Genomic DNA, 13,964 nt, shown 5'->3' with positions numbered 1-13,964 from the left:
GTCAGCTCTCCTCACCCTGCACCGTTCCCGGTGCCTCGTCGTTGTCGGGAACGCCGTCGCCGGTCGCCCGGTGGCGCAGCCACCGCCCCAGCAGCTCCTCGGTGGCGCTCGGGTCCCCCGTCGCCGCGTCGACCTCGCCGAGGACCGCGGACACGAGCCCGGCGACCTCGGGGTCCTCGCGCGCCCGGTCGACCGCCGCGAGCAGCAGCAGGTCCCACCCCGGCACGTGCCCCGCTCCGGCCGCCTCGGCCAGCCGCGGGCGGACGTCCTGCTCGACGTGGTGGCGCAGCGCGGCGAGGTACAGCCCGCGCTTGCTGCCGAACACGCCGTAGAGGCTGTTGCGGTGCACGCCGGTGTGGGTGACCAGGTCGTCGATCGAGACCCCGTCGTAGGCCCGGCGGGCGAACAGGTCCGCAGCCGCCGCTACGGCCTCGTCCACGTCGAAAGACCTCCGTCGTCCCATGTCACGACCCTAACGTTTTCGGGAACGATCAGTCAAGAACGACCGTTCCTAAAAATCTGCGCCGGTCTTTGACGGCGAAGGTCCACACCTCTGACACTGGTCCGCATGGTCACCCGTTCCTGCGCGGTGCTGATCGCACTGCTCGCGTCCCTCATCGCCCCGGCCACCACGACGGCGACCGCCGCTCCTGCCACCTTCACCCACCCCGGTGTCGTCGTCTCCCGCCCGCAGCTCGACTTCGTCCGCGCCAAGGTCCAGGCCGGCGCCCAGCCGTGGAAGACGGCCTATGACCGCATGATGGCGAGCAAGTACGCCGACCTGAACCGCGTCCCGAAGCCGCGGGCCGTCGTCGAGTGCGGCTCCTACTCCAACCCGAACCTCGGCTGCACCGACGAGCGCGAGGACGCCATCGCCGCGTACACGATGTCGCTCGCCTGGTACATCACCCGCGACGACCGCTACGCGCAGAAGGCGATCCAGCTCATGGACGTCTGGTCGGCCACCATCCGCGACCACACCGGCTCCAACGCCCCGCTGCAGACGGCGTGGTCGGCGAGCAGCTGGCCCAAGGCCGCCGAGATCATCGAGCACGTCCGCGGGAACTGGCCGAACAGCGGCCGGTTCGCCACCATGCTGCGCGACGTGTACCTGCCGGAGATCGGGAACGGCCGGGTCGACACCGCCGGCAACTGGGAGCTCAGCATGATGGAGGCGACGCTGGGCATCGCCGTGTTCCTGGAGGACCGGGCCGTCTACGACAGGGCGGTCGGGATCTTCCGCGGGCGCCTTCCCGCGTTCATCTACCTGACCGGTGACGGAGCGCTGCCGAAGACGCGGCCGGGCAGTGCCGTCGACACCAGGGACGAGATCATCTCCTACTGGTACGGCCAGGACACGTTCGTCGACGGGCTCACCCAGGAGACGTGCCGGGACTTCACCCACACCGCCTACGGGCTCGCGGCCGCCGCGCACTTCGCGGAGACCGCCAGGCACCAGGGCCAGGACCTCTGGGGCGAGATCCGGGAGCGGATGCGCCACGCGTGGGGACTGCACACGAGGTACCAGAACGGTGAGCCGATGCCGAGCTGGTTGTGCGGTGGCACGCTCAACCGCCACCTCGGGCCGACGAGCGAGGTCAGCTTCACCGCGCTGAGCACCCGGCTCGGGATCGGGATGGCGAACACCCAGCGCTACACCGAGAGCCAGCGTCCACAGGGGACGGACAACCTGTTCGTCGCGTGGGAAACGCTCACCCATGCGGCGAATCCCGCCTGATTGGCACTACCGTTCGTGGCATGACAGACGTGAAGCCACGCAGCCGGGACGTCACCGACGGCCTGGAGCGCACCGCCGCGCGCGGCATGCTCCGGGCCGTCGGCATGGGCGACGAGGACTGGGAGAAGCCGCAGATCGGTGTGGCGTCGTCGTGGAACGAGATCACGCCGTGCAACCTGTCGCTGGACCGGCTCGCGAAGGCCGGCAAGGACGGGGTGCACGCGGCCGGCGGGTACCCGCTGGAGTTCGGCACGATCTCGGTGTCGGACGGCATCTCGATGGGCCACGAGGGCATGCACTTCTCGCTGGTGTCGCGGGAGGTGATCGCGGACAGCGTCGAGACGGTGATGCAGGCGGAGCGCCTCGACGGGTCGCTGCTGCTGGCCGGGTGCGACAAGTCGTTGCCGGGCATGCTGATGGCGGCCGCGCGGCTGGACCTGGCCAGCGTGTTCCTCTACGCCGGGTCGATCCTGCCGGGCCGGGTCACGTTGACCGACGGCACCGAACGCGAGGTGACCATCATCGACGCGTTCGAGGCCGTGGGCGCGTGCGCGCGGGGGTTGATGAGCCGCGCGGACGTGGACCTGATCGAACGCGCGATCTGCCCCGGCGAGGGCGCGTGCGGCGGCATGTACACGGCGAACACCATGGCCAGCGCGGCGGAGGCGCTCGGCATGTCCCTGCCCGGCAGTGCCGCGCCACCGGCCACCGACCGCCGGCGCGACGGTTATGCGCGCAGGTCCGGCCAAGCGGTCGTGGAGATGTTGCGCAAGGGCATCACCGCACGGCAGATCATGACGCGCGAGGCGTTCGAGAACGCCATCGCGGTCGTCATGGCGTTCGGCGGCTCCACCAACGCCGTCCTGCACCTGCTCGCCATCGCGCACGAGGCCGAGGTCGAGCTCAGCCTCGACGACTTCACCCGCATCAGCGCGCGCGTGCCGCACCTGGCGGACGTCAAGCCGTTCGGCCGGCACGTGATGACCGACGTCGACCGCATCGGTGGCGTGCCCGTGGTCATGAAGGCGCTGCTGGACGCGGGCCTGCTGCACGGCGACTGCCTCACCGTCACCGGCCGGACCGTCGCCGAGAACCTCGCCGACATCGCCCCGCCCGACCCCGACGGCAACGTCCTGCGGGCCCTGGACAGGCCCATCCACCGCACCGGCGGCATCACCATCCTGAAGGGCTCCCTCGCCCCGGACGGCGCCGTGGTCAAGTCCGCGGGCTTCGACTCGGACGTCTTCACCGGCACCGCCAGGGTCTTCGACCGCGAACGCGCCGCCATGGACGCCCTGGAGGACGGCACGATCACCGCGGGCGACGTCGTGGTGATCCGCTACGAGGGTCCCAAGGGCGGTCCCGGCATGCGCGAGATGCTGGCGATCACCGCGGCCATCAAGGGCGCGGGCCTGGGCAAGGACGTCCTGCTGCTCACCGACGGCCGCTTCTCCGGTGGCACCACCGGCCTGTGCGTCGGCCACGTCGCCCCGGAGGCCGTCGACGGCGGGCCCATCGCGTTCGTCCAGGACGGCGACCGCATCACGCTCAACGTCGCCGAGGGCACCCTCGACGTGGACGCGGACCTCGACAGCCGCCGTGACGGGTGGGCCCCGCTGCCCCCGCGCTACCAGCGCGGCGTGCTCGCCAAGTACGCGAAGCTGGTCGGCTCGGCGTCCCGCGGCGCCGTCTGCGACTGAGCACCCACCGCCCGTGCGGGCTCCGTTCGAGGCGCGCCCCGAACGAGCCCGCACAGGCGTCTAGTACAGGCTGTCCAATGTGGACGCGTAGCGCTTCTCGATCTCCCGGCTGCGGGGTTTGAGCGACGCGGTCAGCAACCCGTCCTCGACGCTGAAGTCCTCCTCCAGCACCGCGAACCGCTTGATCGTCGCGTGCCGCGGCAGCTGCGCGTTGACGACCTCCACCGCGCGCCCGATCTCGGCCTCCGGGTCCGGCAGCCCCGCCCGCGTGTCCGGGTCCAGCGTCACGAGCGCCACGCAGTACCTGCGGCGGTCGCCGTGCACGATGACGTTGCTGATGTAGGGGGACGCGGCCTTCAGCAGGCTCTCGACCGGGGCCGGGGCGACGTACTTGCCGCCGGAGGTCTTGATGAGCTCCTTCTTGCGGTCGGTGATCCGCAGCCGGCCCGCGTCGTCGACCTCGCCGATGTCACCGGTGTGCAGCCAGCCGTCGACGAGCGCCTCGGCGGTGGCGTCCGGGCGGTTGTGGTAGCCGCGCATGACACCGGGGCCGCGCAGCAGCACCTCGCCGTCGTCGGCGATCCGCACCTCGGTGCCGGGGATCGGCGGGCCGACCGTGCCGATCTTGATCATGCCGGGGCGGTTGAAGAACGTGGCCGCCGACGACTCGGTGAGGCCGTAGCCCTCCAGGATCGTGATGCCCGCGCGGGAGAAGAACTCGGCGATCTCACCGGCGAGCGGTGCGGAGCCGGAGACGAAGTAGCGGATCCGGCCGCCGACGCGGTCGCGCAGCCTGCGGTACACCAGCCGGTCGGCGAGCCAGCGGGTCGCGGCGCCGTGGTCGCGGTCGGCCCAGCGGAAGACCTTCTCGGTGAGCCCGCCCTTCTCCCGCGCGCCGGCCACGATGCGGCCGTGGATCTTCTCGAAGATGCGCGGGGCGGCGGCGACGATCGTCGGCCGCAGCTCGCCGAGGTTGTCCACGATCCGCTCGACCGAGCCGTCGACGGCGGTGGCGGCGCCCACGGCGATCATCGCCATGGTCAGCACCTTGCCGAACGCGTGCGACAGCGGCAGCCACAGGAAGTGCAGGTCGTCCTCGCGCAGGATGCCCAGCGAGGCGATGGCCTCCGCGGTGGTCACCCAGTTCGCGTGGGTGAGCTCGACGCCCTTCGGGGTGCCGGTCGTGCCGGAGGTGTAGATCAGCGTCGCGAGGTCGTCCGGCCCCAGCTCGGCGATCAGCGCGGCGTAGTCGCCGTCGGCCCGCGGGACCGCGCCGAACCGCAGCACGTCGAGGTCCGGCACCAGCGCCGCGTGCTCGTCGGTCTCGACGACCACGAGCTTGCTGCCGGAGTCGCTGACGATGTGCGCGACCTCGGCGGCGGTGCTGTTGGGGTAGATCGTGGTGGTGGCGCCACCGGCGGCCAGCACGGCGAGGTCGGTGACGATCCACTCGATGCTCGTGCGGCCCATGAGCGCGACCCGGTCGCCGCGCCGCAGCCCCCGCTCGCGCAGCCCGAACGCCTCGCGCGCCACGCGGTCCTGCAGCTCCGCCCAGGTCAGCGAGACCCAGCCGGTACCGGAGCGGTACCGCACCGCCTCGGCACCGGGCGTGCGGGCGACCCGGTCGCGCAGGAGGCCGGGAATCGACAGCGCCATTGCTCTCCCCTTCTCTGGAGCGTTGCTCCAGAGCGGTACTCTAACCCCCATGGCCGACCGACGACAGTCCCTTCTCGACGCGGCGCTGCGGCTCGTCGAGGAGGGCGGGCTCGACGCCGTCACCATCGCGGCGCTGACCGAGCGCTCCGGCATGTCGAACGGCAGCATCTACCACCGCTTCGGCAGCCGCGCGGGCGTGTTCGCACAGCTCTACGCCGACTCCTACGGCCGCTGCGTCGCCGCGATGACCCCCGCGCTCGACGACCGGCCCGCCCTCGCGGCCGTCCGCGACCTGGCGCTGCGCTACCTCGACTGGGTCACCGCGAACCCCAGCCGCGCGCGGTTCCTCTACGCCGCACCGGACCACGCCGACCCCGCGGCCAAGCAGGCGGAGTTCGCCCCGGTGCTGACGTGGTTCCTGGCGCGAATGGAGACGGGCGAGCTGCGGACCGTGCCGCCGTGGGCGCTGGAACCCGTGGCGATGGGTCCGGCGCACGAGTCGGTGCGCCGGTTCCTGCTCGGCGTGTTCGACCTGGCAGCGGCCCGCGACCTGGTCGCGGACGCGGTCTGCGCCGTGCTGCGGCCCTGAGTGGTCGTAGAACACCTGTTCGACTAGGCTGCGCGCCATGCGCCAGGGATCTCTCTTCGACCTGGAAGCGGAGCCGGTCCTGGCCCCGCTCGCCCCGCGCCGCACCGAGCTCGGCCACGGCGCCTGGGTCGACGTGCAGCCCGGCTGGCTCTCCGGCGCGGACGCCGTGTTCGACGAGCTGGTCGAGACCGTGCCGTGGCGGGCAGAACGCCGCCAGATGTACGACACCGTGGTCGACGTGCCACGCCTGCTCTGCTTCTACTACGGCACGCTGCCCTCGGACGTGCTCACGAACGCCCGTGCCGCCCTCTCGGAGCACTACCGGCCCGAGCTGGGTGAACCGTTCACCACCGCCGGCCTCTGCTACTACCGCGACGGCCGCGACAGCGTCGCGTGGCACGGCGACACCATCGGCCGCGGCGCCACCGACGACACGATGGTCGCGATCCTGTCCGTCGGCACGCCGCGCGCGCTCCTGCTCCGGCCCCGCGGCGGCGGCGAGACGCACAGGTACGCGCTGGGCCACGGCGACCTGCTGGTGATGGGCGGGTCGTGCCAGCGCACGTGGGAGCACGCCATCCCGAAGACCGCGAAGGTCGTCGGGCCGCGCATCAGCGTCCAGTTCCGCCCGCACGGAGTCCGCTAGCGACGAGCTCCTCGGACACCTCCCAGACGCGCCGGGCCTCGTCGGCGGACCTCAGGCGGCTGTAGAGCGCCTGCTCTGCGGGCGGGCCGCTGAGGTGCCCGAAGCGGGTCGGGCCGTAGAACGGCGCGGGGTGCGGCGCGGTGGCGGCCAGCAGGGCCGGCAGCTGCGCGGACTCCACGGTGCCGAGCACGCCGACCGCGGACGCGACGCGGATCAGGCGCACGGCCGGGGTGTCGCTCGCGCGGCCGACCTCGGGGCGGGCGGCGAGCAGGTTCGTCGGTGCCACGCCGGGGTGGGCCAGGTTGCTCGTGATCCCCCAGCCGCCCGCCTCGCTGCGGCGCGCGAGCTCCAGCCCGAACAGGCCCAGTGCGATCTTCGACTGGCTGTAGGCCTTGCCGCCGCTGTAGGAGCGCTCCCAGTTCAGGTCGTCCCAGTTGATGGCGTTCTGGTTGGCGGCGATGCTGATCTGCGAGGTGACGCGGGCGCGGCCGGCCTTCAGCAGCGGCAGCAGCGCCGTCACGAGCGCGACGTGGCCGAGGTGGTTGGTGCCCCACTGGAGCTCGAACCCGTCGGCGGTCGTCTGCCGTTCGGGCGGGGTCATGACGCCCGCGTTGTTCACGAGGACGTGCACGGGCGCGCCCTCCTCCAGCAGCTCGGCGCTCACCGCGGCGACCGAGCGCAGCGAGGACAGGTCGAGCGAGCGCAGCGAGACGGTCGCGCCGGGTGTCCGCCGCCGGATCTCGGCGAGCGCGGCCTCGCCCTTGCGCGGGTTGCGGACGGGCAGCACGACCTCGGCCCCCGCCGCCGCGAGCCGTCCGGCGATGCCGAGCCCGACCCCGTCGCTGCCGCCGGTGACGACCGCACGCTTCCCGGTCAGGTCCGGCACCTCGACGTCGAACTTCCTGCTCATCGCACACTCCCCTGGTTCGTCCGCGGTCTCTCCGTTCCACCGTGGACGGACGGCGCGCGCACATCCAGGACCTGGGAGTCCGTGGCTACGGCGGGGCGTGAGCGTTAGAAAGGGGACAGCGAGAGGAGACGCCGTGATCGACCGAGCCGGGCTGGCCGCGTTCCTGCGGCACCGCAGGGAGGCGCTGCAGCCGGAGGACATCGGCCTGCCGCGCGGGCGGCGCCGCCGGACCAGCGGCCTGCGCCGCGAGGAGGTCGCCGCCCGTTGCAGCATGTCCGCCGACTACTACGCGCGGCTGGAGCAGGAACGCGGGCCGCACCCGTCCGAGCAGATGATCGCCGCCATCGCCCAGGGCCTGCACCTGTCCCTCGACGAGCGCGACCACCTGTTCCGCCTCGCGGGCCACCCACCGCCGGGCAGGGGCGGGACCAGCGACCACGTGAGCCCCGGCCTCGCCCGGATCTTCGACCGCCTGCACGACACCCCGGCCGAGGTCGTCACCGAGCTGGGCGAGACGCTGCGCCAGACCCTGCTCGGCGTCGCGCTCACCGGTGACGCGGCCGCCCGCACCGGACCGGAGCGCAGCCTCGGTTTCCGCTGGTTCAGCGACCCGTCGTCGCGGGCGCTGTACGAGCCAGCCGACCACGCGTTCCTGGGCCGCATGTTCGCCTCGGGGCTGCGGGAGGCCCTGACCCGGCGCGGACCGGGCTCGCGGGCCGCGCACTACGCCGACCTCCTGCTGGCGACCAGCGAGGAGTTCCGGACCGTCTGGGACCGGCAGGAGATCGGCCTGCGCCCGCGCGAGGTCAAGCGGTACGTCCACCCGGCCGTCGGCGCGCTCGAGCTGCACTGCCAGACGTTGCTCGACCCCGACCAGCACCACTTCCTGCTCGTCTACACCGCCACGCCGGGCAGCGAGAGCCACGAGAAGCTGCGGCTGCTGTCCGTCGTCGGCACTCAGATGACGTCGGCGAACACCGGGTCGGCGTAGCACCGGCGGCCGCCGTGCCCGGTGCGCGGATCGGGGACGCTCGTCACCAGGGCGAGCTCACACGGCCTGGACCGCGAGCAGGGCGAGGTCGTCGTGGTCGCCGCTGCCGAGCCACCGCAGCACCGCCTCCTGGCAGTGCCGCGCGATCTCCTCCGCCGGCAGCCCCTTGCACTCCTCGAGCACCGCGCGGAGCCGCTGCTCGCCGAACAGCTCGTTGCGGTCGGTGTGCGCGCGGGCCTCGGTGAACCCGTCGCTGTAGAGCAGCAGCGTGTCGCCGGGTGCCAGGGTCACCTGCTCGCCGGTGAAACGGACGTCGGCCAGGATGCCGACGATCGCACCGGGGGCGCTGATCTCCTGCACCGTGCCGTCCGCGCGCAGCACCAGCGGCGACGGGTGGCCCCCGGACGCGAGCGACAGCCGCACTCCCCCGGACGCGAGCGGCACCAGCTCGCCGACGACGATCGTGGTGAAGAGCTTGGAGCCGGTGGCGCGCAGCGAGGTGTTCAGCAGGTGCAGCAGCCGCACCGGGTTCGTCTCGACCAGCGACAGCGCCTGCAGCGACTGCCGCACCCGTCCGCTGTGGACCGCGGCCTCCAGCCCGTGGCCGCAGACGTCGCCCAGCGCGAACGTCGCCGAGCCGTCGGTGCGCGGGTGCACGTCGTAGAAGTCGCCGCCGACCTCCGCCCGCTGGTGGGCGGGCAGGTACACCGACGCGAGCGAGGCACCGCGCAGCTCGGGCAGCGGCAGCGGCAGCAGCGCCGAGCGCAGCACCTCGATCATCCGCCGCTGCTCGGTCAGCTTCGACGACGACTCCAGCGCCGCCGCCGCGTGCTTGCCGAACAACCGCACTCGCTCGACGTCGTTCGGCGGGAATTCACCCCGTCGGACGACGACCAGCGCTCCCCCGACGCCCAGCGGCACGGCCAGTGCGGTGCCGAAGTCCTCCGGCACGCCCCAGCTGCCGTCACCCAGGGAGGTGATCCTCGTCAGCGTCGAGGTGCCGGTCAGGACCTCCGCCAGCACCGTCGCCCGGCGCGGCGTGCGGGTGACCGTGGGTTCGCCGCCGCCGCACCGCCACCACTCCAGCCGGTCGCGCGTCGCGGGCACGACGGCCACGCAGTGCTCGCCCAGCAGCTCGGCCGCGAGCTGCACGATGGTCTTGAGCGTCGTCTCGCGCGACGTGCCGCCCGCGAGCCGCAGGTGGGCGTGGTCGAGCGCGGAGTCCGTGAAGTACCAGGCACTCCAGCCGTCACCGAGGTCCAGCTGCCGGCCGGCGACGTGCACGTCGAGGTGCTCGCCGGGGGACAGCCGGGGGAACCGCTCGGCGGCCGCGGCGTTGCGCACCCGCACGGCACCGGCGGGGTCGACGACGAGGACCGCCTCGCGCAGCCCGTCCACCAGGCGCTGCCAGCCGTCCAGGTCGATGCCCACGGTGCTGCTCATCCGCTCTGGTCCTGCGCGGACGGCCGGGTCATCACGGCCTCCTGCGGGTCGTTGGCGTGCATCGCGGCATCAAGTTACCTCGCTCCCAACCTAACGTGGCAGGCTTGGCTGCGACCACCGAGGCACGGAGGCTTGGAGTGACCACGGCCAACGAAGAGACGGACGCGACCCTCGACCGGGTGCTCTCCGCCATGAGAGACCTGCGGGACGGCAACTTCCGCCGCAGGCTCGTGGTGCCGGGGAACGGGCCCGTGTCGGCTCTCGCGGACGTGTTCAACGAGATCGCGGAGCGCAACCAGTGGCTGGCCGGCGAGCTGGGCCGGGTCCGGCAGGCGGTCGGCCAGGAGGGCAGGCTCACCGAACGGGTGGCGCCCGCGGGCACCGCCGGTGGCTGGTCGCTGATCGCCGACTCGGTGAACGGCCTGGTCGAGGACCTGATGCGGCCGACGACGGAGCTGAGCCGCGTGCTCGCCGCCGTGGCCGAGGGCGACCTGACCAAGCGCATGTCCGACCAGACGCTGCGCGGTGAGTTCGCCACGCTCGGCTCGACGGTCAACGGCCTGGTCGACCAGCTGTCGTCGTTCGCCGACGAGGTCACCCGCGTCGCCCGCGAGGTCGGCACCGACGGCCGCCTGGGCGGTCAGGCGCGGGTTCCCGGCGTCGCCGGGACGTGGCGCGACCTGACCGACAACGTGAACTCGATGGCGAACAACCTGACCAAGCAGGTCCGCAACATCGCCCAGGTGGCGACGGCGGTGGCCAACGGCGACCTGACCCAGAAGATCACGGTCGACGTCTCCGGCGAGATGCTGGAGCTGAAGAACACGCTGAACACGATGGTCGACCAGCTGTCCTCGTTCGCCGACGAGGTCACCCGCGTCGCCCGCGAGGTCGGCACGGACGGCAAGCTCGGCGGTCAGGCGAAGGTGCCGGGCGTGGCGGGCACCTGGCGCGACCTGACCGACAACGTGAACCTCATGGCGGAGAACCTGACGACCCAGGTCCGCAACATCGCCCAGGTCACCACCGCCGTGGCGCAGGGCGACCTGACCCAGAAGATCACCGTCGACGCGCGCGGCGAGATCCTGGAGCTCAAGTCGACGATCAACACGATGGTCGACCAGCTGTCCTCGTTCGCCGACGAGGTCACCCGCGTGGCCCGCGAGGTCGGTTCGGACGGCCGGCTGGGCGGTCAGGCCCAGGTCCCCGGCGTCGCAGGCACCTGGCGCGACCTGACCGAGTCGGTGAACGTCATGGCGAACAACCTGACCACGCAGGTCCGCAACATCGCCTCGGTGACCACCGCCATCGCGCGCGGCGACCTGACGCAGAAGATCACGATCGACGCGCGCGGCGAGATCCTCGAACTGAAGACCACGATCAACACGATGGTCGGCCAGCTCTCCTCGTTCGCCGAGGAGGTCACCCGCGTCGCCCGCGAGGTCGGCACCGACGGCCGCCTGGGCGGCCAGGCGCAGGTGCCCGGCGTGGCGGGCACGTGGCGCGACCTGACCGACAACGTCAACTTCATGGCGAACAACCTGACCAACCAGGTCCGCAACATCGCGCACGTCGCGACGGCCGTGGCGAACGGCGACCTGTCGCAGAAGATCACGGTCGACGCGCGCGGCGAGATCCTGGAGCTGAAGTCGACGTTGAACACGATGGTCGACCAGCTGTCCTCGTTCGCCGAGGAGGTCACCCGCGTCGCCCGCGAGGTCGGCACCGACGGCCGCCTGGGCGGCCAGGCGCGCGTGCAGGGCGTCGCCGGCACGTGGAAGGACCTGACCGAGAACGTCAACCTGATGGCGGACAACCTCACCGACCAGGTCCGCAACATCGCCGCCGTCGCCACCGCGGTCGCGAACGGCGACCTGTCGAAGAAGATCACCGTCGAGGCGAAGGGCGAGGTCGCGACCCTCGCCGACACGCTGAACGGCATGGTCGACACGCTGCGCGCGTTCGGCGACGAGGTCACTCGCGTGGCCCGCGAGGTCGGCACCGAGGGCATCCTCGGCGGTCAGGCGCGCGTGTCGGGCGTGGCGGGCACGTGGAAGGACCTCACCGACTCGGTGAACTTCATGGCGGACAACCTGACCAACCAGGTCCGCAACATCGCCCAGGTCACCACCGCCGTGGCGCAGGGCGACCTGACGAAGAAGATCGACGTCTCGGCGCGCGGCGAGATCCTGGAGCTGAAGACCACGATCAACACGATGGTCGACCAGCTGTCGTCGTTCGCCGACGAGGTCACCCGCGTCGCCCGCGAGGTCGGCACCGAGGGCAAGCTGGGCGGTCAGGCCGAGGTCGACGGCGTGGCCGGCACGTGGTCGAAGCTGACCGACAACGTGAACCAGCTGGCCTCGAACCTCACGACCCAGGTCCGCGCGATCGCCGCCGTCGCCACCGCCGTGACCGCGGGCGACCTGACCAGGCAGATCACCGTGGACGCGTCCGGCGAGCTGGCCGAGCTCAAGGACAACGTCAACCAGATGATCGCGAACCTGAAGGAGACCACCCGCGCGAACCGCGAGCAGTACTGGCTGAAGACGAACCTGGCCAGGCTGTCCGGCCTGATGCAGGGCCACCGCGACCTGCGCGCGCTGGCGTCGTTGATCATGAGCGAGCTGACGCCGCTGGTCAGCGCCCACCAGGGCGCGTTCTACCAGCTCCAGGAGGACGACGACAGCAAGCAGACGCTGGAGCTGACCGCCTCCTACGGCTTCCGCCTCGACGCCGCCCGCGCGACCCGCGTGGAGATGGGCGAGTCGCTCGTCGGCCAGTCCGCGTTCGAGAAGAAGACGATCCTGGTCACCAAGGTCCCCGCCGGCTACCTGACGGTGTCCTCCGCGCTGGGCTCGTCGGCACCGGTGAACCTGGTCATCCTGCCGGTGCTGTTCCAGGGCGAGACCCTGGGCGTGATCGAGCTGGCCTCGCTGAACGAGTTCTCCGACGTCCACCTGGACCTGCTGGACCAGCTGAAGGAGAACATCGGCGTCAACGTGAACACGATGCTCGCCAACTCCCGCACCGACGCCCTGCTCGTCGAGTCGCAGCGCCTGACCACCGAGCTGCGCGCCGGTTCCGAGGAGCTGGAGGACCGCGCCCGCCAGCTCCAGACGGCCTCGAAGTACAAGTCCGAGTTCATGGCGAACATGTCGCACGAGCTGCGCACGCCGCTGAACTCGCTGCTGATCCTGGCCAAGCTGCTGGCCGACAACCTCGACGGCAACCTGAACCCGAAGCAGGTCGAGTTCGCCCGCACGATCCACTCGTCGGGCTCGGACCTGCTGCAGCTCATCAACGACATCCTCGACCTGACCAAGGTCGAGGCCGGCCACATGACGCTGCACGAGGACCGGGTGCGCCTCGACGAGCTGGTCCGCTACGTCGAGACGCTCTGCCTGCCGCTGACCGCCGAGAAGCACCTGGAGTTCTCGGTCCGCGTCGACCCGGACGTGCCGGAGACCCTGCGCACCGACGAGCACCGCCTCCAGCAGATCCTGCGGAACCTCCTGTCGAACGCGGTGAAGTTCACCCACGACGGTGGCATCCGCCTGCACGTGCGCATGGACGACCCCTCGACCGTGGCGTTCGACGTGCACGACACGGGCATCGGCATCCCCGCGGAGAAGCTGGCCGTCATCTTCGAGGCGTTCCAGCAGGCCGACGGCACCACGTCCCGCAAGTACGGCGGCACCGGCCTGGGCCTGTCCATCAGCCGCGAGCTGTCCCAGCTCCTCAACGGTGCCCTGCGCGTGCGCTCGGAGCCGGGCATCGGCTCGACGTTCACCCTCTGCCTGCCGCTGGGCAAGGTCGTGTCGGACGCGGTCGTCCTGCCCGAACCCGCGCCGATCGTGGCGCCGGCCGCGCCGCTGGCCCCGTCCGACTCGATGCGCTTCCACGGCGAGAAGGTCCTGGTCGTGGACGACGACCTGCGCAACGTCTTCGCCCTGACGTCCGTGCTGGAGCTGCACGGCCTGGAAGCGATCTTCGCCGACAACGGCATCACCGGCGTGCGCGCGCTGGAGCAGTACGACGACGTGGCGATCGTCCTGATGGACATCATGATGCCCGAGCTGGACGGCAACGCCACGATTTCCGCCATCCGGGCGATGGAGCGCTACGCGGACCTGCCTGTGATCGCTGTCACGGCGAAGGCGATGAAGGGCGACCGGGAGAAGTCGCTGGCCTCCGGTGCCACCGACTACGTGACGAAGCCGGTGGACACCGAGCACCTGATCCGGTTGATCGCGTACTACCTGGGGGTGTCCGGGGAGGTGTGAGCGCG

10 protein-coding genes are annotated in these 13,964 nt (G+C 71.6%); 6 read left to right on the top strand and 4 right to left on the bottom strand.

Annotation, left to right across the window (positions count from 1 at the left end; translation table 11 throughout):
* Position 1: 1 nt before the first annotated feature.
* Positions 2-439 carry a TetR/AcrR family transcriptional regulator gene (locus ACZ7CH_RS23250; RefSeq protein ID WP_470374818.1) on the bottom strand — a complete coding sequence of 146 codons (438 nt, stop codon included), beginning with the start codon at positions 437-439 and terminating at the stop codon, positions 2-4.
* Between the two features lie 129 nt (positions 440-568).
* Between ACZ7CH_RS23250 and ACZ7CH_RS23245 the strand changes: the two genes are divergently transcribed.
* Together ACZ7CH_RS23245 and ilvD are read left to right on the top strand one after the other, a co-directional pair.
* Positions 569-1,738, top strand: a complete 1,170-nt coding sequence (locus ACZ7CH_RS23245; protein ID WP_470374817.1) for an alginate lyase family protein — start codon at positions 569-571, stop codon at positions 1,736-1,738.
* Positions 1,739-1,758: 20 nt separating this feature from the next.
* On the top strand, positions 1,759-3,438 hold the full coding sequence (gene ilvD, locus ACZ7CH_RS23240; RefSeq protein WP_360396428.1) for a dihydroxy-acid dehydratase: 1,680 nt from the start codon (positions 1,759-1,761) through the stop codon (positions 3,436-3,438).
* 60 nt (positions 3,439-3,498) lie between these two features.
* Here the strand turns inward: ilvD and ACZ7CH_RS23235 are convergent, their stop codons facing one another.
* The gene (locus ACZ7CH_RS23235) at positions 3,499-5,094 is read right to left on the bottom strand and encodes an AMP-dependent synthetase/ligase (RefSeq protein ID WP_470374816.1); all 1,596 of its coding nucleotides are present in this window, start codon (positions 5,092-5,094) and stop codon (positions 3,499-3,501) included.
* A 49-nt stretch (positions 5,095-5,143) separates the two neighbouring features.
* On the opposite strand from ACZ7CH_RS23235, the gene ACZ7CH_RS23230 reads away from it, so the two are divergent.
* Both ACZ7CH_RS23230 and ACZ7CH_RS23225 read left to right on the top strand, forming a co-directional pair.
* On the top strand, positions 5,144-5,683 hold the full coding sequence (locus tag ACZ7CH_RS23230; RefSeq protein ID WP_470374815.1) for a TetR/AcrR family transcriptional regulator: 540 nt from the start codon (positions 5,144-5,146) through the stop codon (positions 5,681-5,683).
* Positions 5,684-5,720: 37 nt separating this feature from the next.
* Positions 5,721-6,329 (top strand): alpha-ketoglutarate-dependent dioxygenase AlkB, encoded by a 609-nt coding sequence (locus ACZ7CH_RS23225; RefSeq protein ID WP_360396422.1) that lies wholly within the window; start codon positions 5,721-5,723, stop codon positions 6,327-6,329.
* Here ACZ7CH_RS23225 and ACZ7CH_RS23220 read toward each other — a convergent pair.
* Positions 6,295-7,239 carry an SDR family oxidoreductase gene (locus ACZ7CH_RS23220; protein ID WP_458431354.1) on the bottom strand — a complete coding sequence of 315 codons (945 nt, stop codon included), beginning with the start codon at positions 7,237-7,239 and terminating at the stop codon, positions 6,295-6,297. The genes ACZ7CH_RS23225 and ACZ7CH_RS23220 overlap by 35 nt on opposite strands.
* Before the next feature lie 133 nt (positions 7,240-7,372).
* Between ACZ7CH_RS23220 and ACZ7CH_RS23215 the strand changes: the two genes are divergently transcribed.
* Positions 7,373-8,230, top strand: coding sequence for a helix-turn-helix transcriptional regulator (locus tag ACZ7CH_RS23215; protein ID WP_470374814.1), 858 nt, complete (start codon positions 7,373-7,375; stop codon positions 8,228-8,230).
* A gap of 57 nt (positions 8,231-8,287) precedes the next feature.
* Here the strand turns inward: ACZ7CH_RS23215 and ACZ7CH_RS23210 are convergent, their stop codons facing one another.
* Positions 8,288-9,673 (bottom strand): PP2C family protein-serine/threonine phosphatase, encoded by a 1,386-nt coding sequence (locus ACZ7CH_RS23210; RefSeq protein ID WP_360396417.1) that lies wholly within the window; start codon positions 9,671-9,673, stop codon positions 8,288-8,290.
* A 137-nt stretch (positions 9,674-9,810) separates the two neighbouring features.
* Here ACZ7CH_RS23210 and ACZ7CH_RS23205 point away from each other — a divergent pair, with 137 nt between their 5' ends.
* Complete coding sequence (locus ACZ7CH_RS23205) at positions 9,811-13,959, top strand: hybrid sensor histidine kinase/response regulator (protein WP_360396415.1); 4,149 nt, start codon at positions 9,811-9,813, stop codon at positions 13,957-13,959.
* Positions 13,960-13,964: the final 5 nt, after the last annotated feature.

Source organism: Lentzea sp. NPDC037011 (genome assembly GCF_055607425.1).
Note: the sequence above shows the minus strand (reverse complement) of the source record. Positions and strands in the feature narration are given on the sequence as shown.

Bases quoted from the DNA above. Each gene is read 5' to 3' on its own strand.
- ACZ7CH_RS23245 (WP_470374817.1), top strand. From the start codon at position 569: ATGGTCACCCGTTCCTGCGCGGTGCTGATCGCACTGCTCGCGTCCCTC.
- ilvD (WP_360396428.1), top strand. From the start codon at position 1,759: ATGACAGACGTGAAGCCACGCAGCCGGGACGTCACCGACGGCCTGGAG.
- ACZ7CH_RS23235 (WP_470374816.1), bottom strand. From the start codon at position 5,094: ATGGCGCTGTCGATTCCCGGCCTCCTGCGCGACCGGGTCGCCCGCACG.
- ACZ7CH_RS23230 (WP_470374815.1), top strand. From the start codon at position 5,144: ATGGCCGACCGACGACAGTCCCTTCTCGACGCGGCGCTGCGGCTCGTC.
- ACZ7CH_RS23225 (WP_360396422.1), top strand. From the start codon at position 5,721: ATGCGCCAGGGATCTCTCTTCGACCTGGAAGCGGAGCCGGTCCTGGCC.
- ACZ7CH_RS23220 (WP_458431354.1), bottom strand. From the start codon at position 7,239: ATGAGCAGGAAGTTCGACGTCGAGGTGCCGGACCTGACCGGGAAGCGT.
- ACZ7CH_RS23210 (WP_360396417.1), bottom strand. From the start codon at position 9,673: ATGAGCAGCACCGTGGGCATCGACCTGGACGGCTGGCAGCGCCTGGTG.